18 protein-coding genes are annotated in these 18,459 nt (G+C 70.8%); 11 read left to right on the top strand and 7 right to left on the bottom strand.

From position 1 onward, the window contains the following. Together ACFY5B_RS29010 and ACFY5B_RS29005 are read left to right on the top strand one after the other, a co-directional pair. The coding region (locus ACFY5B_RS29010; protein ID WP_389974691.1) for a cbb3-type cytochrome c oxidase subunit I at window positions 1-701 on the top strand (701 nt) is incomplete at its 5' end. Between the two features lie 5 nt (window positions 702-706). Beyond that, window positions 707-1,048 carry a hypothetical protein gene (locus tag ACFY5B_RS29005; protein WP_389974688.1) on the top strand — a complete coding sequence of 114 codons (342 nt, stop codon included), beginning with the start codon at window positions 707-709 and terminating at the stop codon, window positions 1,046-1,048. 15 nt (window positions 1,049-1,063) lie between these two features. Here the strand turns inward: ACFY5B_RS29005 and ACFY5B_RS29000 are convergent, their stop codons facing one another. Further along, complete coding sequence (locus tag ACFY5B_RS29000) at window positions 1,064-1,672, bottom strand: DUF2867 domain-containing protein (RefSeq protein WP_389974685.1); 609 nt, start codon at window positions 1,670-1,672, stop codon at window positions 1,064-1,066. A 95-nt stretch (window positions 1,673-1,767) separates the two neighbouring features. Between ACFY5B_RS29000 and ACFY5B_RS28995 the strand changes: the two genes are divergently transcribed. Beyond that, entirely contained in the window at window positions 1,768-2,328 is a 561-nt protein-coding gene (locus ACFY5B_RS28995) for a TetR/AcrR family transcriptional regulator (protein WP_389974682.1), read from the top strand. Window positions 2,329-2,586: 258 nt separating this feature from the next. Here ACFY5B_RS28995 and ACFY5B_RS28990 read toward each other — a convergent pair whose 3' ends face one another. Beyond that, window positions 2,587-3,246, bottom strand: a complete 660-nt coding sequence (locus tag ACFY5B_RS28990; RefSeq protein ID WP_389974678.1) for a TetR/AcrR family transcriptional regulator — start codon at window positions 3,244-3,246, stop codon at window positions 2,587-2,589. 196 nt (window positions 3,247-3,442) lie between these two features. On the opposite strand from ACFY5B_RS28990, the gene ACFY5B_RS28985 reads away from it, so the two are divergent. Next, window positions 3,443-4,699, top strand: coding sequence for a YncE family protein (locus ACFY5B_RS28985; RefSeq protein ID WP_389974675.1), 1,257 nt, complete (start codon window positions 3,443-3,445; stop codon window positions 4,697-4,699). On the opposite strand, the gene ACFY5B_RS28980 is transcribed toward ACFY5B_RS28985, so the two are convergent. Together ACFY5B_RS28980 and ACFY5B_RS28975 are read right to left on the bottom strand one after the other, a co-directional pair. Continuing rightward, the gene (locus ACFY5B_RS28980) at window positions 4,680-6,551 is read right to left on the bottom strand and encodes a cellulase family glycosylhydrolase (protein WP_389974672.1); all 1,872 of its coding nucleotides are present in this window, start codon (window positions 6,549-6,551) and stop codon (window positions 4,680-4,682) included. The genes ACFY5B_RS28985 and ACFY5B_RS28980 overlap by 20 nt on opposite strands. Window positions 6,552-6,633: 82 nt before the next feature. Then, window positions 6,634-8,610, bottom strand: a complete 1,977-nt coding sequence (locus ACFY5B_RS28975) for a GTP-binding protein (protein ID WP_389974669.1) — start codon at window positions 8,608-8,610, stop codon at window positions 6,634-6,636. A 190-nt stretch (window positions 8,611-8,800) separates the two neighbouring features. Between ACFY5B_RS28975 and ACFY5B_RS28970 the strand changes: the two genes are divergently transcribed. From ACFY5B_RS28970 to ACFY5B_RS28950, 5 genes are all read left to right on the top strand, one after another. Then, the gene (locus ACFY5B_RS28970; protein ID WP_389974666.1) at window positions 8,801-9,907 is read left to right on the top strand and encodes an XdhC family protein; all 1,107 of its coding nucleotides are present in this window, start codon (window positions 8,801-8,803) and stop codon (window positions 9,905-9,907) included. Window positions 9,908-9,993: 86 nt separating this feature from the next. Continuing rightward, window positions 9,994-10,326 carry a putative quinol monooxygenase gene (locus tag ACFY5B_RS28965; RefSeq protein ID WP_389974663.1) on the top strand — a complete coding sequence of 111 codons (333 nt, stop codon included), beginning with the start codon at window positions 9,994-9,996 and terminating at the stop codon, window positions 10,324-10,326. A gap of 130 nt (window positions 10,327-10,456) precedes the next feature. Then, window positions 10,457-11,464, top strand: a complete 1,008-nt coding sequence (locus tag ACFY5B_RS28960) for an NADP-dependent oxidoreductase (RefSeq protein WP_389974660.1) — start codon at window positions 10,457-10,459, stop codon at window positions 11,462-11,464. 27 nt (window positions 11,465-11,491) lie between these two features. Further along, window positions 11,492-12,544, top strand: a complete 1,053-nt coding sequence (locus ACFY5B_RS28955) for an alcohol dehydrogenase catalytic domain-containing protein (RefSeq protein ID WP_389974657.1) — start codon at window positions 11,492-11,494, stop codon at window positions 12,542-12,544. A 68-nt stretch (window positions 12,545-12,612) separates the two neighbouring features. After that, window positions 12,613-13,218 (top strand): carboxymuconolactone decarboxylase family protein, encoded by a 606-nt coding sequence (locus tag ACFY5B_RS28950; protein ID WP_389974654.1) that lies wholly within the window; start codon window positions 12,613-12,615, stop codon window positions 13,216-13,218. Here the strand turns inward: ACFY5B_RS28950 and ACFY5B_RS28945 are convergent. Next, the gene (locus tag ACFY5B_RS28945; protein WP_389974651.1) at window positions 13,212-14,024 is read right to left on the bottom strand and encodes a methyltransferase domain-containing protein; all 813 of its coding nucleotides are present in this window, start codon (window positions 14,022-14,024) and stop codon (window positions 13,212-13,214) included. The genes ACFY5B_RS28950 and ACFY5B_RS28945 overlap by 7 nt on opposite strands. A gap of 33 nt (window positions 14,025-14,057) precedes the next feature. Then, the gene (locus tag ACFY5B_RS28940; RefSeq protein WP_389974648.1) at window positions 14,058-14,567 is read right to left on the bottom strand and encodes a metallophosphoesterase family protein; all 510 of its coding nucleotides are present in this window, start codon (window positions 14,565-14,567) and stop codon (window positions 14,058-14,060) included. A gap of 209 nt (window positions 14,568-14,776) precedes the next feature. Here ACFY5B_RS28940 and ACFY5B_RS28935 point away from each other — a divergent pair, with 209 nt between their 5' ends. Both ACFY5B_RS28935 and rfbC read left to right on the top strand, forming a co-directional pair. Next, on the top strand, window positions 14,777-16,720 hold the full coding sequence (locus ACFY5B_RS28935) for a glycosyltransferase family 2 protein (RefSeq protein WP_389974645.1): 1,944 nt from the start codon (window positions 14,777-14,779) through the stop codon (window positions 16,718-16,720). Between the two features lie 4 nt (window positions 16,721-16,724). Beyond that, complete coding sequence (rfbC, locus tag ACFY5B_RS28930) at window positions 16,725-17,330, top strand: dTDP-4-dehydrorhamnose 3,5-epimerase (protein ID WP_389974642.1); 606 nt, start codon at window positions 16,725-16,727, stop codon at window positions 17,328-17,330. A 182-nt stretch (window positions 17,331-17,512) separates the two neighbouring features. Here rfbC and ACFY5B_RS28925 read toward each other — a convergent pair whose 3' ends face one another. Then, on the bottom strand, window positions 17,513-18,316 hold the full coding sequence (locus tag ACFY5B_RS28925) for a hypothetical protein (RefSeq protein ID WP_389974639.1): 804 nt from the start codon (window positions 18,314-18,316) through the stop codon (window positions 17,513-17,515). Window positions 18,317-18,459: the final 143 nt, after the last annotated feature.

The following is an 18,459-nucleotide window of genomic DNA, read 5'->3' as shown; positions in this document are numbered from 1 at the left end:
TCATGACGTTCCTCATCGCCGTACCGACCGGTGTGAAGTTCTTCAACTGGATCGGCACGATGTGGAAGGGCTCGCTGTCCTTCGAGACACCGATGTTGTGGGCCACAGGCTTTCTGATCACGTTCGTGTTCGGCGGGCTGACGGGTGTGCTGCTGGCCTCGCCGCCGATCGACTTCCACGTCTCCGACACGTACTTCGTGGTGGCGCACTTCCACTACGTGATCTTCGGGACGGTCGTGTTCGCGATGTTCTCCGGCTTCCACTTCTGGTGGCCGAAGTTCACCGGCAGGATGCTGGACGAGCGCCTCGGCAAGATCACCTTCTGGACGCTGTTCATCGGCTTCCACGGCACGTTCCTGGTCCAGCACTGGCTGGGCGCCGGGGGCATGCAGCGGCGGATCCCGGACTATCTGGCGGTGGAGGGCCTGACCACGCTCAACACCGTGTCGAGCGTCTTCTCGTTCCTGCTCGGCATGTCGATGCTGCCGTTCTTCTACAACGTGTGGAAGACGGCGAAGTACGGCGAGAAGGTCACGGCCGACGACCCGTGGGGCTACGGCCGCTCCCTGGAGTGGGCGACGTCCTGCCCGCCACCGCGCCACAACTTCATCACCCTGCCGAGGATCCGCAGCGAATCCCCGGCGTTCGACCTGCACCATGACGCCATCGCGGCGGCGGAGCGGGAGTTGACGCTCCGATGACGGCCATGGAAGGGCTTCCCGTGGACCTGCGGGCGTTCCACAACGAGGTCGAGGGACATCTGCTCGCCGCCGCCGCGCGCGAGGAGTCCCGGAGGGCCGCCGCCCGCTTCACCGCCCGGCTCGCCGGACTGCCGGAGGTTCAACGGGCGCAGGTGGAACGGCAGTTCGCGGCGGAGCATCTCGCCCTCGCCCGGGCGTCGTGGCAGCGCACGGCCCGGCGCGGGGAGGAACTGCGGGGCGAGTACGAGACGGTGTACCGCGCGCTCCGCGCACGGCTGCTGGCCGGACTGCTGCTGGGGGTGGCGCTGCTGGTGGCGGTGGATGTGGTGGTACTGGCGTCGGTCTGAGCGGCTCCGGTCCCCTCAGCGTGCTGTTCGGCGCTCAGCGTTCTCTCGCCACTCCCGGCCGATCGACCGCATGAGCGCCGGGTACACCCCCAGGTACCGGAAAGGTCTGATGGCGAGCATGTACAGGGAGCCGAGGCGACCGTTGGGCTTCACCAGGACGGCCATCTGGCCGCGGTAGCCGCCGTCCCCGTCGGGGACCCAGCCGATGTGCATCACCCCGTGCATGGTCTTGTTGGCGTACTCGGCGGCCCATTCGTCGTGTGTCTGGAAGACCGATGTGAAGGGCGCCGAGCTGAGGTCGGGCCCCTGCGGCCCTTCGCGCAGGTCGTCCGGCAGCCGGTCGCGCAGCGTCGCCACCCGGCCGCCGACGCCCGATTCCGGCTTGTCCCAGCCGAGCAGCGCGCCGAGCTTCCAGCGCACCGCGAACAGGAAGCGCCCCACGCGGTTGCCGCCATCCGGACCACCCTCGCCACCCGCCATCTGCTGGACCAGATGGTGCAGGTCGTCCGGGCCGCCCGGCGTCGGCAGCGCCCACAGATCCTCGAGCCGGAAGTCGCCGGCGACCTCGTGGATCCGCCAGGGGCGGGACGTGTGGTCGGTCGGGGGAAGGCGCAGATCGCTCATGGCAGATCCTTGTCTATACGGTGGCGTATAGAACGAGCATAGACCCATCTATACGGCTCCGTATACTTGGCCGGGACATGTGAGGGGAGCACGGCATGGGCGCGATCCGTACGCCGCGGGACAAGTGGATCGAGGAGGGGCTGCGGGCGCTCGCCACCGGCGGCCCCGAGGCTGTCCGGGTCGAGGTCCTCGCCCAGGCGCTCGGCGTCAGCAAGGGCGGTTTCTACGGCTACTTCCGCAACCGCGCCGGCCTGTTGGAGGAGATGCTCGACACCTGGGAGCGAGCGGTCACCGAGGATGTCATCGAGCGGATCGAGCGCGACGGGGGCGACGCCCGGGAGCGGCTCGGGCGTCTCTTCGACTTCGTGGGATCGGGCGAATCGCGCGTGATCAGCGCCGGGGTCGAGCTCGCTATCCGCGACTGGGCCCGGCGCGACCAGGGCGTCGCGCGTCGCCTCCGCAGGGCCGACAACCGGCGCATGGACTATCTGCGCGAGCTCTACGGGGCCTTCTGCCCCGACGAGGGCGATGTCGAGGCCCGCTGCCTGATCACCTTCTCGCTGCGCATCGGCGACCACCTCATCGCAGCCGACAACGGCCCGCGCAGCCGCACGGAGGTCCTCGCCGCGGTGAGGGAGCGCTTGTTGAACCCATAGCCGGTCAGACCCTGGCCGAGGGGGGCTCCTCGGCACCTGGCTCAGGCGCCGCCGCCGTCCGGTCCCTGGTCCGCGGTGCCGGTCTCACGGCGGTGGCCGTGAGCCGATCCCCGGAGCGCCGACGCAAGTCCCGCCCGCCAGGGGCCGTGACCGGTCAGAGTCCGTGCGGCGTGCGGCGGCGGCGTGCGGCGTGCGGCGTGCGGCGTGCGGCATGACGCTCCCCCGCCCCCGGCAGTCACCCTCACCCGGCCCCCGTCCTCACCCTTCCGGCTTCCACCCCGGCGGCCGCAGGATTCCCAGCAGCTGCCGGACCAGTTCGTCGACGACCTCGTCGAGTGTCGCGTCGACCCAGCCGGCGCTCCAGTCGTGCAGCAGGCCGTTGACGCTGCCGATGAAGGCCGTCGCGGCGAGGCGGTAGTCGCGGGGGGCGGCCTCTCCGCGGGCGGCGGCCGCTTCGGCCTCGGCGCAGATGAGGTCGACCCAGCCGGCCCGGCGGGCGAGCCGCTGCTCCTCCAGGCGCGGGCTGACGCCGATGATCTCTACGAAGGTGATGCGGATCCGGCGCGGATCGGCGGTGACGTTCCCGGCGTAGGCGCGGAAGACGGCCGTGGCGCGCTCCACGAGCGGCAGGTCCGCCGCACCCGCGACCGCCTCCAGCACCGCGGCCTCGGCCCAGCCGTTGACCTGGAGGTGCAGCGCGGCGAGCACGTCCTCGAGGGTGCGGAACTCCTCGTAGAACTGCCGCGTGGACAGCCCGGCCGTCTCGCTGAGGGCCGCGACCGTGGTGGAGCGGAAGCCGGGGGTGTCGCCGAACAGCTGGAGCGCGGCGTCGAGGAACCGCCGGCGCCGCTCGGCCTGCCGCTCCTCTGCCGTCTTGCCGCCGTAGCGGCCGGTCGGCGCTCTGAGTCTGCCCGGCACCGGCTCTCCCCTCGTCGTTCGCACACCGATTTTGTCGTGCACGCGGTCTTGTGGAGAAGGCCGCCTCTTCCTTACTTTGCAGTAAGTTGACTCTGAAAGCACGTGTGTTCAGTTTCCACACACCGCTCGATTTGGCATGTCCCACTCAGAACGCTCGCCCCGCAGCAGCGACCCCACAGCAGAGAGGGGAGCCGTCATGCCCGTCTTCCGACGCCGGCACCTGTGCTCCGTAGCCGCAGCCCTGGCCCTGACCGTCACCGCTTCCGCGACCGCCGCCACCGCGGCCGTTCCGGGCTCCTCCGCCGCGCTGCGCGAGGTGCTGTTCGTGGGCAACAACTGGGACGGCACCGCCGATGTCATCCGGTCCTCCGGTGACTTCGCGAAGATCGGGCGGATCAACGTCATCCCCGACAAGGACGAGCGGATGGCGGCGATCAACGCCGATCCGATCAAGTGGATCTACTTCATGGCGATCCGCAACAGCGTGGGCGAGGGCCACGACCAGTTCGTCGACGACATGTACTCCACGCCGGACGGGACGTCGGTGGTCGTCTCCCGGCCCAGCTTCGCCGACGTCGTCTCGATCGACCTCGCCTCCGGGAAGCTCAACTGGCGCTTCCCCGTGTCCGGTTACCGCTCCGACCACATGGCGGTCTCGCCCGACGGCAAGCGGGTCGCGGTGTCGGCGTCGACCTCCAACACCGTGCACGTCCTGGACATCGTCTCCGGCAAGGAACTGGGCAGGTTCGGCACCGGCGACAAGCCGCACGAGAACATCTTCACCCAGGACGGCAAGTACATCTACAACATGGCGATCGGCGACGTGAACACGCAGACCGACGCACCGTGGCTGGACTGGACGAAGGGCGACCGGCGCATCACGGTCGTCGACGCCACGACGTACAAGCAGGTCAAGGTCATCGACATGCGCCCGCAACTGGACGCGCTCGGCCTCAAGGACCACTCCGACGCCGTCCGCCCGGCCGTCTTCTCGCCGGACGAGTCGAAGCTGTACTTCCAGGTCTCCTTCTTCAACGGCTTCTTCGAGTACGACGTCGCCACCGACAAGATCACCCGCACCAAGACCCTGCCGGAGAACCCGGCGACCAGCGACGACCGCACGACCTTCGTCAACGACTCGCGCCACCACGGCATTTCCATGAGCCCGGACGGCCGCAAGCTGTGCGTGGCGGGCACGATGGACGACTACGCCACCGTCGTCGACCGCGCCACCCTCCAGGAGGGCCCGCTCGTCACCGCCTCCAAGCCCTACTGGGCCACGGTCAGCGGTGACGGCAAGTCCTGTGTGGTCTCCGAGAGCGGCACCGACCAGGTCACGGCCATCGACTTCGCCACCGGGAAGAAGATCGTGTCCGTACCGGTCGGTGACCACCCGCAGCGCGTCCGGCTCGGCAGGGTGCAGGCCGACTGGACTAGCCCTTCCGCCGGCTGACCTCCTTCGCCGCCCACGCCGCCAGTTCGGAGCGGGCCGCGGCGAGCAGCTCCGCCGAGGGAGCCGTCGCCCCGTTGGTCACCAGTGCGTAGTGCAGGACGCCCGGGTCCGGCGCGGTGAGCAGCAGGCGGCGGCTTCCCGTGCCGCCGGGCTCCTGCGCCACGCCGACCGGGGTCGTCGAGGTGTAGGCCGGTGGACCATGGACCGTGCCCAGGTCGGAGACGACCGTGGTGGAGGCGGTCGGGAAACTCGCCGGCAGGTGCAACTCGGTGGGCGCCGGGCCGCCGTTCGAGCGCCACAGCAGCAGCCCGTACTGCCCGGACCCCACCAGCCGCTGCACGTTCGGCAGGGAGCCGGGCACCGGGTTCCAGGTCAGGGTCGTCGAGCCGTCCCGGGAGCGGTCCTCGTAGGTGAAGCCGACGGTCTCACCCGCCGTGGCGCTCGGGTAGAGACGGTCCAGGAGCCGGGCGTCCTGGCGCAGCACCGGTTTGCCGGAGTCGTCGAGGCGTACGGCGGAGAGGTCCTCGTCGTTCCAGGCGTCGCCGGAGGTGAGGACCTTGTCGGGATTGCCGTTCATCAGCTCGCGATGGCGGCCGTTGTAGATGTCCCACTGCCACTGGGAGCCGGAGAGCACGGCGCCCGAGGCCGCCGGGTCGGACCACCAGTCGGCGCCCTTCAAACGGGAGTCGAGTGCCTGGTACATCGCTTTGAGGACGGTCGGTGCCTTGTCGGCGACGTTGCCCGCGAGCGGGTGCCCGAACTCGCTGACCACGGCGGCCGTCCGCGCGGCGGCGGCCCGGTCGCGGACGGTGCGGAAGTCGCCCGTGTACTGGCCGTCGGCGGCCTTGCCCCACATGAAGACGCCGGAGATGGCCTTCTGGTCGTAGAAGTGGGTGTTGAAGACGTAGCGCGGTCCGAGGGCGCCGGCGTCCAGCAGGCCGCCCTCCTGCTTCTGGAAGTCGAGGTTGGCGTTCCAGAAGAGGTTCGGCTCGACGAACGCCGGCTTGTCACGCCATCCGGCCGTGTCCATGCGGGCCCGGAACTTCTCGTAGAAGGGCCAGAGCACGTCCTTCTCCCAGGCGCGGCTGGTCTGCCCGGAGTCGTAGAGGCCCGCGTGCGGTTCGTTGTAGGGGTCGAAGCCGGCGATGCCTTTGAACTGGTCGGCGTTCAGGTGCTGTTGCACGTACCGCATGGTCTTCTCGGCGGTCGCGAGGAAGGCGCCCTGCACGCCGTGCGCGTTGTGCCAGAAGTCGTACGAGGCGCGCTTCACGGCCTCGTTCTGGGTGATGTTCTGCCCCCAGAAGAGGCAGATGCCGCAGGACTCGTCGGGGTAGTTCCCGGCGTCCACCGCCCACTTGGGGGCGCCGTCGCCGGTGTACCAGCTGTCGGCGTCGAACAGGTGCCGGGAGTAGAGGTCCTGGTGGAAGTCGGGGTAGACGCGGACACCGGCGTCGAGGAAGGCCTTCATCTGGTCGGTGGCGGCGGCCAGGTAGGCCGTGTCCACCTGGCCGCGCTCGGGCTCGGCGTAGGCCCAGGAGAGCAGGAAGCGGACGGTGTTGCCGCCGCCGAGGGCACGCAGCGCGGTCGCCGACTTACGGGCGTCGGCGACCGAGGCGAAGGGCAGGCCCTTGTTCTCCGCGAGCTTGGTCTCGCCGGAGACGTTGTAACCACGTAACACGATCTCGCGGCCGTGGGCGTCGGTGAAGCGGCCGTCCCGCACGGTGACGGTGGGATCGTCGAACCAGAGGGAGCCGGAGGGGGGCGCGGCGGTGGCCGGCGGGACGCCCGCCACCGACACCGAACCGAAGAGGACGATCAGGACGACCAGGAGACGCGCTCGGATAGTCGGCATGTCCACTACAGTCCGGCGATATCAGGACACCGTCAACACCTCTGACTCTGGAGTAAGTTCCCGTCCGGGCAACCCTCACACGTCAGCCACCGACCCTCCGTGTCACGTTCAACAAGTACTCCTTCCTGTTCAGCGGGTTGTGGTCGGTGCGCGGGCGCTCGGGGATGGTGCCGTGCGTGACGGGCGCGTAGTGGGCGAAGGAGCTCTCCAACTCGCCCTCGCCCCGGGTGAGTCCCGGCAGCCGCTGTTCGAGGGCGTGCACCCGGGCGGCCGGCACGGTGCCGTCGAGGACGCAGACGTCGTCCCGGTTCCGGGTCGTCTCGGGTACAGCCGCGAGCTGGGCGAGGACCGGCAGCAGGGCGCCGAGGGTGTCGGCGGGCGCCTCGACGCGGAAGCGGTGCATCGGTTCGTGGACCCGTGTACCGGCCCGCCGCAACGCCTCGATCAGCACCAGCGGGGTCACGCCCCGGAAGTCGGCCCCGGTGCTCGACATGCTCTTGTCGAAGCCCTGGTGGGCATGGCTCTGGCGGGGCGAGTAGCCGCTGTGCGTCATGGTGACCACGCAGTCGGTGACCTGCCAGCCGTGCAGGCCTTGGTCGAGGGTCTCGCGCACGGTGTCCTCGACGGCCTTGAAGAAGGCGTACGGCATCGACCCGAGCTCCACCTCCAGACGGAAGCGGACGCCGGAGCCGATCGGTGCCGGCTCGACGCGCAGACCGACCGTCGCGAGGAACGGATTGGGGTCCTTCTTGTTGAACTCCACGGCCTGCCCGGTGCCGACGGGCCGTTCGACGCAAAGCGGAGTCGTCTCGCGGAAGGTGACGTCGAGGCCGTACTCCTCGGCGAGGGTGGCCTGGATGACCTCCTTCTGCACTTCGCCGTACAGCGAGACCGAGGTCTCCTGGCGGCGTTCGTCCCGGCGCAGGCCGATCAGCGGGTCCTGTTCGGCGAGTTGCGTGAGCGCGAGGTGCAGCGCCCCCCGGTTCACGCCCGGGCCGGGGACGACGACCGTCTCCAGGGTCGGCGGGGCGAAGACGTGCTCGTACGTCTTGCGCGGTTCGCCGATCGCGTCGCCGATCCGGATGTCTCCGAGCCCGGTGAGGCGGGCGATCCGGCCGGCCGCGACGGAGTCGGCGCGGGTGTCCGTGCCGTGCCCGAAGACGCTGATGCCGGTGACCCGGCCCTCGGCGCCGTCCGTGCCGAAGGGGATCCGGTCGCGGGTGCGCAGGGTCCCGGAGAACATCCGGGCGTAGGCGACCTTCTCCCCCGCCGGGCCCCGGTCGACCTTGAACACCGTGGCGGAGACCGGCCCGTCCGCGTCCCCCTCCGCGGCCGGCAGCAGCGTCTCGATGCCGGACAGGAGCGCCGCCACGCCCGCGCCCGTCGCGGCGGAACCGAAGTACACCGGGTGGACGAGCGCCTCCCGGGTCTGCGTGACGAAGGAGCCGTGCAGCAGGGAGTCCGTGACCGTGTTCTCGACGTACGCGGCCAGCAGGACGTCGTCGTGCCCGCTCAGGACGTCGAGGGCGCCGGCCGCCGGTCCGGGAGAGGGGGTGAAGCCGGCCGCGCGGGTGCCGAGGCCGGTGGCGGTGCCCATCGGCACGATCGCGGGGGTCAGCCGGGCCGCGATCTCCCGCAGCACCCCGTCGTGGCGTGCCCCGCTCCGGTCGATCTTGTTGACGAAGAGCAGGGTCGGGATGCGCAGCCGCTGGAGCGTCCGCATCAGCACACGCGTCTGCGCCTGTACGCCTTCCACGGCGGAGATCACGAGGACGACGCCGTCCAGCACGCCGAGGACGCGCTCCACCTCGGCGATGAAGTCCGGGTGGCCGGGGGTGTCGATGAGATTGACGGTCACGCCGTCGAGCGGGAACGACACGACGGCGGACTTGATGGTGATGCCGCGCTGCCGCTCCAGGGCGAGGGTGTCGGTGCGGGTGTTCCCGTCGTCGACACTGCCGATCTCGTCGATCACCCCGGCCGAATGGAGCAGCCGTTCGGTCAGGCTGGTCTTACCCGCGTCGACATGGGCGAGAATTCCAAGGTTGAGCATGTGCACGAAGCGTCATGTCCTTCGGAGAGAGGTCCGTTCCTGGCTGGGGGGACAGGCACGCAGTGCGCATTCGGAACTCCTCGGGACTCGTCGACGTCGCTGTCCCGAGCAGTGCAGCAGACCGGCACGGGGGGTCACAACGGAATTAACCGCCGCCGGGGTACCCGGCGGGGTGCCCCACGGAGAGGAGTGGCTCGTGCGTGACGTTCTCCCGGTGCTCGGCCGCTGGTACGCGGCCGGGGTCCCGTTCGGCCTCGCGACGGTCGTCGAGGTCAGCCGCAGCGCGCCGCGCGACCCGGGCGCGGCGATGGCGGTGGGCCCGGACGAGGAGGTCGTGGGCAGTGTGTCCGGGGGTTGCGTCGAGGGTGCGGTGTTCGAGCTGGCGCAGGGTGTGGCCGCCGACGGCGAGGCCCGGCTGGAGACCTTCGGCTACAGCGACGAGGACGCCTTCGCGGTCGGTCTGACCTGCGGCGGCGAGATCACGCTGCTCGTGCGCGCCGTCACGCCCGAGCGGGATCCCGGCTTCGGCGCGGTCGCGGACTCGGTAGCGGCGGGCGAGCCGGTCACCGTGGCGACCGTGGCCGACGGGCCGGCGCCGCGCGGGGCGGCCCTCGCCGTCTGGCAGGACCGGACCCTCGGCACGCTCGGCGCGAGCGGCCTGGACGCGGCCGTGACCGCCGACGCCCGCGGCGAACTCGCGCTCGGGGCCACCGGCCTGCGGCACTACGGGCCCGAGGGGCAGCGCCGCGAGGACGCCGTCAGCGTGTTCCTGCAGTCCTTCGCACCGCCGCCGCGGATGCTGGTGTTCGGCGCGATCGACTACGCCGCCGCCGTGGCCCGCATCGGCGGCTTCCTCGGCTACCGGGTCACCGTCTGCGACGCCCGCCCCGTCTTCGCCACGCCCCGGCGCTTCCCCGACGGCGTCGAGGTGGTCGCCGAGTGGCCGCACCGCTATCTGCGCGAGACCGATACCGACGAGCGCACGGTGATCTGCGTCCTCACGCACGACCCGAAGTTCGACGTGCCGTTGCTGACGGAAGCGCTGCGCCGCCCGGCCGCCTACATCGGGGCGATGGGCAGCCGCCGCACCCACGCCGACCGGGCCGCACGGCTGGCCGAGGCCGGGCTGACGGAAGGCGAGCTGTCCCGGCTGCGCTCACCGGTCGGCCTCGACCTGGGGGCCCGTACGCCCGAGGAGGTGGCGGTGTCCGTCGCCGCGGAGATCGTGGCACTGCGCTGGGGCGGCAGCGGCGCGCCGCTGAGCGCGACGGAGGGGGCGGTGCACCCGCGCCGATCCTCCTGATCGTCAGCCGCTTCCGGTCACGCCGCCGTCAGGTCCGGGTTCGTACGATCGTGTCGCCCCGTCAGCACACCAGCGAAGGGAATTCCATGATCTTCATCACCGCCAAGTTCCGCGTCCGCCCCGAGCACGCCGACCGCTGGCCCGAGATCACCGCCGACTTCACCCGGGCGACCCGCGCCGAGCCCGGCTGCCTCTGGTTCGACTGGTCGCGCAGTGTGGACGAGCCGTCGGAGTACGTCCTGGTCGAGGCCTTCCGCGACGACGAGGCCGGAGCCGCGCATGTGCAGTCCGCGCACTTCAAGGCCGCGCAGCAGACGCTGCCTCCGCATCTGGCCGAGACGCCGCGCATCGTGAACGCGAACGTCCCGCAGGACGACTGGTCGCTCCTCGGGGAAATGGCGGTGCCGGGGCAGGAGTAGCTCCTGCCCGGTGCCGGCACCGGCACGATCCGTAAGTCGTAGCGGATCCGCTCTTGCCCCGGACGGCGGGCACCCGTACGCTCACCGCCGTACCGACTGGACGGTATGCAGCCGAGGAGAGTCACCGCTGATGAGCATGATCAACCGCCAGATACGCCTGGCCGCGCGTCCCGTGGGAGAGCCGCGCCCCACCGACTGGGAGCATGTCGAGGAGCCCGCGGGGCAGCCGGGCGAGGGGGAGTTCCTGGTACAGGTGCTCTGCCTGTCGATCGACCCGGCGATGCGCGGCTGGATGAACGCGGGCAGGTCCTACATCCGCCCGGTGGAGATCGGCGAGGTGATGCGCGCCGGTGCGGTGGGAAGGGTGGTCGCCTCCCGGCATTCCGGGTTCGCGGTCGGCGACCATGTGTCGGGCACGTTCGGCGTGCAGGAGTACTGCGTGTCGGACGGACGCGGCGTGACCAAGGTCGACCCTGCGGCCGCGCCCCTGCCGACCTACCTCGGCACGCTCGGCATGTCGGGTCTGACGGCCTACTTCGGCCTGATCGAGGTCGGGCGTCCCGAGCCGGGGCAGACCGTCGTGGTCTCCGGAGCGGCCGGGGCCGTCGGCAGCGTGGTCGGGCAGATCGCCAAGATCCTCGGCTGCCGGGTCATCGGCATCGCGGGCGGCGAGGCCAAGTGCCGGATGGTGGTGGACGAGTTCGGGTTCGACGCCGCGATCGACTACCAGAGCGAGGACGTCCGCAAGGCCCTGCGCGAGCACGCCCCCGACGGCGTCGACGTGTACTTCGACAACGTCGGCGGCGACGTTCTGGACGCCGTGCTGCTGCGGCTGGCGCGCGGCGCCCGCGTGGTCGTCTGCGGCGCGATCTCCCAGTACAACAGCACCAAGCCGCAAGGCCCCGCCAACTACCTGTCGCTGCTGGTCAACCGCGCCTCCATGACGGGCATCGTGGTGTTCGACTACGCCGACCGGTACGCGGAGGGCATCGCGCAGATGGCCGCGTGGCGGGCGGAGAGCCGGCTGAAGTCCCTGGAGGACGTGGTGTCCGGCTCGGTCGCGGAGTTCCCCGAGACCCTGATGCGCCTGTTCCGCGGCGACAACCGCGGCAAGCTGGTGCTGAAGATCGCGGACTGACCGGGCCCGAGGGGAGGGAGAGATCCGATGAAGGCACTGACCTACCACGGCCGTCACGACATTCGCTACGGCGAGGTCCCCGACCCGGTCGTCACCAGCCCCGCCGACGCGGTGGTGCGGGTGACCGCGGCCGGGATCTGCGGCAGCGACCTGCACATCTACGGCGGCAACGCCTTCAGCCCGGACCTGGGTTACACACCGGGACACGAGGGCGTCGGCGTGGTCGTCGACACCGGCGGCCAGGTCACCCGGTTCAAGCCCGGCGACCGTGTTCTGGTGCCCGCGTCCGTCGGCTGTGCGCAGTGCGGGCAGTGTGCGGCCGGGTTCACCGCCCGCTGCGAGCGCGCCACGTCGAGCACGGAGCTCTGCTACGGAGTGAGCCGGAAGCTCCCGGGCAGCCAGGCCCAACTCCTGGCCGTGCCCTGTGCCGACGTCAATCTGGTGCACCTGCCCGAGGACATCTCCGACGACGCCGCCGTCGTCCTGACGGACAACGCCCCCACGGCCTGGTACGGCTGCCGCCGTGCCCGCATCCAGCCCGGTGAGACCGTCCTGGTCATCGGCCTCGGCCCGGTCGGCCTCATGGCCGCCCAGTCCGCCTTCGCGATGGGCGCGGCCCGGGTGCTGGGCGTGGACCTGGTCGCGGAGCGCCGCGCCTTCGCCGCCGGGCTGGGCGTCGAGCCGGTCGAGGGTGACGACGCGCGGGCGGCCGTCCGGGACATGACCGCCGGCCGCGGGCCGGACGCCGTGGTGGAGGCGGTGGGGTCCGACGCCACCATCCAACTCGCCCTCAAGGCCGTCCGGCAGGCCGGCCGGGTCAGCGTCATCGGCGTCAGCCAGAACAAGGCGTTCCCGTTCCACATGTACCTGGCGCAGGTCAAGGAACTGGAGTTCGCCATCGGGCTGTGCTCGGTGCATTACGAACTCCCTCCCCTGATCGCCCTCACCCGGGCCGGCCGGCTCCGGCCCGAGGCCGTGGTCTCCCACCGCTTCGCCCTCTCCGAAGGCCCGGCCGCGTACGAACTGTTCGCCAGCCGCTCCGCCGGCGTCCGCAAGATCCTCCTCGACCCGGCCTGCTGACCACTCCGGGCCTTCCACGCGCTGAGCGCGGTCTCCTAGGGTGAGTCCCCCGGAGACTGGAGGCCGCCATGCCGCAGCGCCACGAAGCCGCCCGACCGACCCGCCCACGGCTGACGCCGCTCCCCGAGGCAGAGAGGGACCCGAGGACCCAGGACCTGCTGGCCTTCGCTCCCCACGACCCCGGGGACCGGATCCCGAACATCTTCACCACGCTCGTGCGCCATCCCGATCTCTACGCGCAGTTCCTGCCGTTCGGCGGCCAGCTGCTCGTCAGCGGCCGACTGCCGGGAGACGTGCGCGAGTTACTGATCCTGCGCACCGCGTGGAACACCGGCTCGCGGTACGAATGGGGGCGGCACCTCCCCCTGGCCAGGGCCGAGGGCGTCGCGGACGCGGACATCGACCGCATCGGCGAAGGGCCGGGGGCACCCGGCTGGACGGGCCTCCAGAGGCACCTGATCCGCGCGGCGGACGAGCTGAACCGCGATGCCACGATGTCCGACGCCACCTGGGCGGGTCTGGCCGAGCACTTCGACGAGGCCGAACTGATCGAGATCGTCATGCTGGTGGGGCAGTACCACATGGTGGCCTTCTTCCTGAACGCCACCGGTGTGGAACTGGAGCCCGGTTTCGACAGCGCCGGCTTCACGGAAGGGCCCTGGACGAGTCACTGAGAGCCGTTGCCCGCCGGTCTGCGGCCCCACGCCGAGATCATCGGCGAGGTGGCGAGGTCCAGGCGTCCCGCCTCGACGGCGGCGAGATGCCCGTCGATCTCCTCGTCCGTGGCGAGGCCCGCGGCGACGAGCCGGTCCCGCACCTGCCGGACGGTGGCCGCCTCCAGGACGTCGCAGGCGGGCGAGGTGACGGGGAAGTAGGCGTCTGCCTCGACGTCCACCAGGCCCGCCTCCCGCAGCAACCGGGGCAGTCTGCGCCCGTAGGAAAGGTCGGCACCCCGCTGCCGCAGCAGTTCCCGGAAACCGGTGCGGAGCCGGTTGGCCCGCTGCTGCTCGGGGCCGTGCTCGTCGGGGCAGATCAGCGGCTGCAGCGCGGGATCGGCGTCCTCGACCAGCAGCACTCCCCCGGGCTGCAGGGCCTGCACCATGGAGCGCAGCGCGGCCTCGCGCTCGGTGACGTGGACCAGGACGAGACGGGCGTGCACCAGGTCGAAGGGGCCGGGCGGAGGGTCGTCGCGGCCGACGTCGTGCCGGAGCACCTCTACGCCCTCGGTGGCGGTCGTGCCGGTCCAGGACACGTCGATGTCGGTGGCGAGCACGCGGCCGCCCGGCCCGACCCGCTCGCGCAGCCAGGCCGCCACACTCGGCCCGCCGGCCCCTACCTCCCAGCACCGCCACCCCTCGGCGATCCCGGCCGCTTCGAAGTGCCGGAACGTCGAGGCGTCGAAGAGGGCTGCCAGCGCGTCGAAGCGCGTTCCGGCCTCGGACTGCCGGTTGTCCAGGAGGTACCCCTCGTCCTGAGCCATGCGGCGATCATGTCACGGGCCCGGCCGGGCGGTTCAGCGCGGTGCGCGGGGCGGCAGCCGGTGCAGTTCCACGTCCGTGAGCAGCCCGTCGGCGACCGTGGCGGTCATGTACGTGCACTGCGGCTGGCGGCGGCGGTCCGTCGGGGAACCCGGGTTCAGCAGGCGCAGGCCGGTGGGGGCCGTGGTGTCCCAGGGGATGTGGCTGTGGCCGAAGACCAGCACGTCCAGCCCGGGGAAGCGGGCGGCGCACCGCTGTTCCCGGCCCTGCTTGGCGCCCGTCTCGTGGATCACGCCGAACCGCACCCCTTCCAGTTCCGCGTACGCCACCTCCGGCAGCCGGGCGCGCAGCTCCGGCCCGTCGTTGTTGCCGTACACCCCGACGAGCCTGCGGCAGCGCGCCTCCAGCAGATCGAGGGTGTCGGTGTCGACCCAGTCCCCGGCGTGGAACACGACGTCGGCGTGGGGGATTTCGGCGAGCAGGGGGTCGGGGAGGACCTTGGCGCGCTTGGGCAGGTGGGTATCCGACATGAGAAGCAGGCGCACGTTCCCAGCCTAGGCGCTGCGGGCCGCTCCGGCCCGCAACCCGCTTGACCGCGAACAGACAGACACCGCAGCTCAGTTGCCCTGTCGGTGGAGATGATCACGGCGAGGTCTCGAAAGGTGAGGCGGCCTCGCCGAGCGGGTTAGCATCGGGCGACACGCACTACAACAGGACGTCTACGGCGAGCGACCCGAAGGGGCCCGGAAACCCGATGCCGGTCAAGGTCAGCGTCATCATCCCCGTCTACAACCCGGGGATCTACATCGAGGACTGCATCTCCTCGCTGCAGCGGCAGTCGCTGCCTCCGGACGAGTTCGAGGTGATCTTCGTCGACGACGGCTCGACCGACGAGACGCCGGCGCGGCTCGACGCGCTCGCCGCCGAGGACCCCCGGATGAAGGTCATCCACCAGGAGAACTCCGGCTGGTCGGGCAAGCCCCGCAACGTCGGCATCGAGGCCTCCCGGGGCGAGTTCGTGATGTTCGTCGACAACGACGACTACCTGGGCGACGAGGCCCTGGAGCGGATGTACGAGTACGGCGTGGCCAACGGCGCCGACGTCGTCGTGGGCAAGATGGCCGGGAAGGGCCGCGGGGTGCCGGTGGAACTGTTCCGCCGCAACCATCCGCGCGCCACCGTCGAGAACGCCCCGCTCATCGACAGCCTCACCCCGCACAAGATGTTCCGCCGCGCCTTCCTGGACCGCATCGGCCTGCGCTTCCCCGAGGGCAGGCGGCGTCTGGAGGACCACGTCTTCATCGCCGAGGCGTATCTGCGCGCGGAGAACGTGTCCGTCCTCAGCGACTACGTCTGCTACTACCACCTCCGGCGGGACGACGGCTCCAACGCCGGTTTCGAACGCTTCGACCCGGTCGGCTACTTCAGGAACCTGCGCGAGGCCCTCGACGTCGTCGAGCGGTACACCGAGCCCGGCCCGGTGCGGGACCGGCTGTTCCGGCGCTGGCTGCGGGTGGAGATGGTGGAGCGGCTGCGGTCCCGGCGCCTGCTGAACCTGCCGGACGACTACCGCAGGGAGCTGTTCGCGGAGATCCACGAGGTCGTCGTCGAGCGCTTCGGGCCCGGTGTCGCGGCCGGTCTGCAGCCGACGCAGCAGGTCGTGGCCGCGCTGACGGCGGCCGACCGGTACGACGACGTGGTGGCCTTCGCGGAGTGGGAGGCCGGCGTCGCCCCCCGGGCGACCCCCGGGGACATCGCATGGCGCGACGGCCTGCTCCACGTCGACTTCACGGCCGAGTACCTGTCCGGCGGCGAGCCGATGCTGTTCCCGGCCGGCGCCGAGGCAGCGCCCCTGACCGACGTGCCGAAGGACGTGACCGAGGCCGTGCGATGGGTGGCCTCGGAGACCGCCGCGCGGTTCGGGCAGGCCACGGCCGATCTGCTGCTGCGGGAGCGCTCCAGCGCCGCACAGTACTTCCAGCCGGTGGAGTTCACGCGCGAGACCGTGCCGGTCGGGGACGGCGAGGAGGTCCGGCTGGTGCTGCGGGCGACCGCCACCGTCGACCCGGCCGCCCTGCCGCGCGACGGCGCCTGGGACGCCCTCGTCCGGGTGAAGACGGGCGGCTGGACCAAGGAGTGCCGGCTGGGTCCGGCGCCACGCGAGGACCGGCCCACCCCGGAAGCGGCCGTGGTCGGCGACCGCCCGGTCCTGCCGTACTGGACCGAACCGCACGGCAATCTCTCCCTGGAGCTCCGCCCGCGCGGCAAGCGTCTCGGGCTGGGCCGCGTGCAACTGGGCGACGTCAGCGTCTCCGACGAGCGGTTCCAGGTCCTGCTCCCGGTGCACGTCACGGGCGACACCGACGTGCGGCTGAGGTTCGTCTCCTCCCGCCGGATCCTGGAGGTGCCGGGCACGCTGTCCCCGGACGCGGACCGGCCGGGCTCGATGCTGGCGGCGGACCTGCCCGCCGAGGACCTGTCGGGCGACGTCTGGCGGGTGGCCGTGTGCCTGAACCCCGACGCCGAGGGGGCTCGCTTCGCCGGCCTGCCGTTCGCGCTGCGAGCCGGGGGCGGGAGTGTGCTGGTGACGCCGGCGCCGGGGCCCGGTGCCGCGCTGCGGCTGGCCCGGCGCGCGCGACGTGTGCTCGGCGCCGCGCGCCGGAAGGTGAATTCCCGTATCAGGACCGGAGGACGGTGACGGTATGCGATCCCTGGGGATAGAGGGCGCCTGGGTCCTGGAGCCCAAGATCTTCCCGGACGACCGGGGCAGCTTCCACGAGTGGTACCGGGGTGCGGAGTTCCGCGAGGCGACGGGGTACGACCTGTCGCTGGCCCAGGCCAACTGCTCGGTCTCGCGGCGGGGCGTGCTGCGGGGCGTGCACTTCGCCGATGTACCGCCCAGCCAGGCCAAGTACGTGACCTGTGTACGCGGTGCCGTCCTGGACGTGGTGATCGACATCCGCGTGGGCTCCCCCACCTACGGGAAGTGGGAGGCGGTACGGCTCGACGACGACACGCGGCACGCGGTGTTCCTCGCGGAGGGCCTCGGCCACGCCTTCATGGCCCTCACGGACGACGCGACGGTGGTCTACCTGTGCTCGGAGGGCTACGCCCCGGGCCGCGAACACGGCATCCACCCCCTCGACCCGGCCCTGGGCATCGAGTGGCCCGAGGGCATCACGCCGGTGCTGTCCGACAAGGACGCCGCGGCGCCGTCGCTGGCTGAGGCGGAGCAGTCAGGACTGCTTCCCGCGTACGCGGACTGCGCCGCCCACTACGAGCGGTTGCGGGGGCGGCGCAACAGCTGAGCTCGCACTTCAGTCGCACAGGTGCTTGATTCTGCAGCTCGAGCGGGCAGAGCCCGGCGGTTGCCGGGCTCTGCCCGCTGCCGGCCGGAGTGACGTTGTCGGCCCGACCTCGCTCTTGGAAATGCCGCCGGAACAGCCGACGAGCAGACCCGGCGGGAGGGTCTTGTTCGCACTCGCCGGGGTCAGGACTTGGCGTAGCGCTGCTTCAGCGCACTCCGCTTGTTGCTGCCTTCGGCGTTCCTGCCCTTTTCGATGATCACCAGGTTGTGGTAGAAGTGCACGCCGACGACGTTGAGGTCCGTGTAGGTCGGCTGATAGTTCTCATCCACGAATTCCTCGTAGTTCAGCCCGTCCGTCAACCGCTTCAGCATGGCCATGCTGGTGTGCCGGGCGTCGAGGTCCTCGCTGCCCATCCATTCGGGCCAGTATGACGACTGCGTGTCCTCGACGACGTAGATGCCGCCGTCCTTCAGCCGGGGGAAGAGCGTCTCGAACGTCGTGATCACGTGCGGGCTGCGGTGACTGCCGTCATCGATGATGACGTCCAGTTCGCCGATCTTGTCGGCGACGGCGTTCAAGGACGCGGGGTCGGACTGGTCGCCGACGAACGTCGTGATGCGGTCTTCGTCGACAAAAGACTTGTCATGAATGTCCATTCCGAAGATCTGCGCCTTCGGGAAGAAGTGCTTCCACATGCGCAGCGATGCCCCGCCCTGGCCGGCCCGGCTGTAACCGCCGATTCCGATTTCCAGGAGGTTGAACGATTCGTTCTTCAGGTGCTGGAGATGGCGCTGGTAGTGCTGGGTGTACCGGTGCGTTCCCCACTTGTCCGTCTTGAAATGCACGGCCAGCTTGTTGAGATCGCCGGAAATCGCTGCGAGGCCGGTCGGCTTGGCCGGCTGGCCGGAGAGGCGCTTCTTCAGTCGGCGCAGAACCCTCAGGTTCTTCTCGCCCAAGGCAGACTTCACAATCGTACGCATCGACATCGCGGGGGCGTTTCCTTTCATGGGGCCTACCGGTCGGACACCGGACGGTGGAGCGACTCACTGTCGGTGGGCTGCGAGGTGGCGTGACCGACGCCGGGCGGGCGGGCGGGAACGCCTCACGCGCGTCGACGTGACGTACGCGT

The sequence above is a fragment of the Streptomyces sp. NPDC013187 genome (genome assembly GCF_042899705.1).
Classification (GTDB): domain Bacteria; phylum Actinomycetota; class Actinomycetes; order Streptomycetales; family Streptomycetaceae; genus Streptomyces; species Streptomyces hawaiiensis_A.
This window is presented reverse-complemented; position numbering and strand designations above follow the sequence as displayed.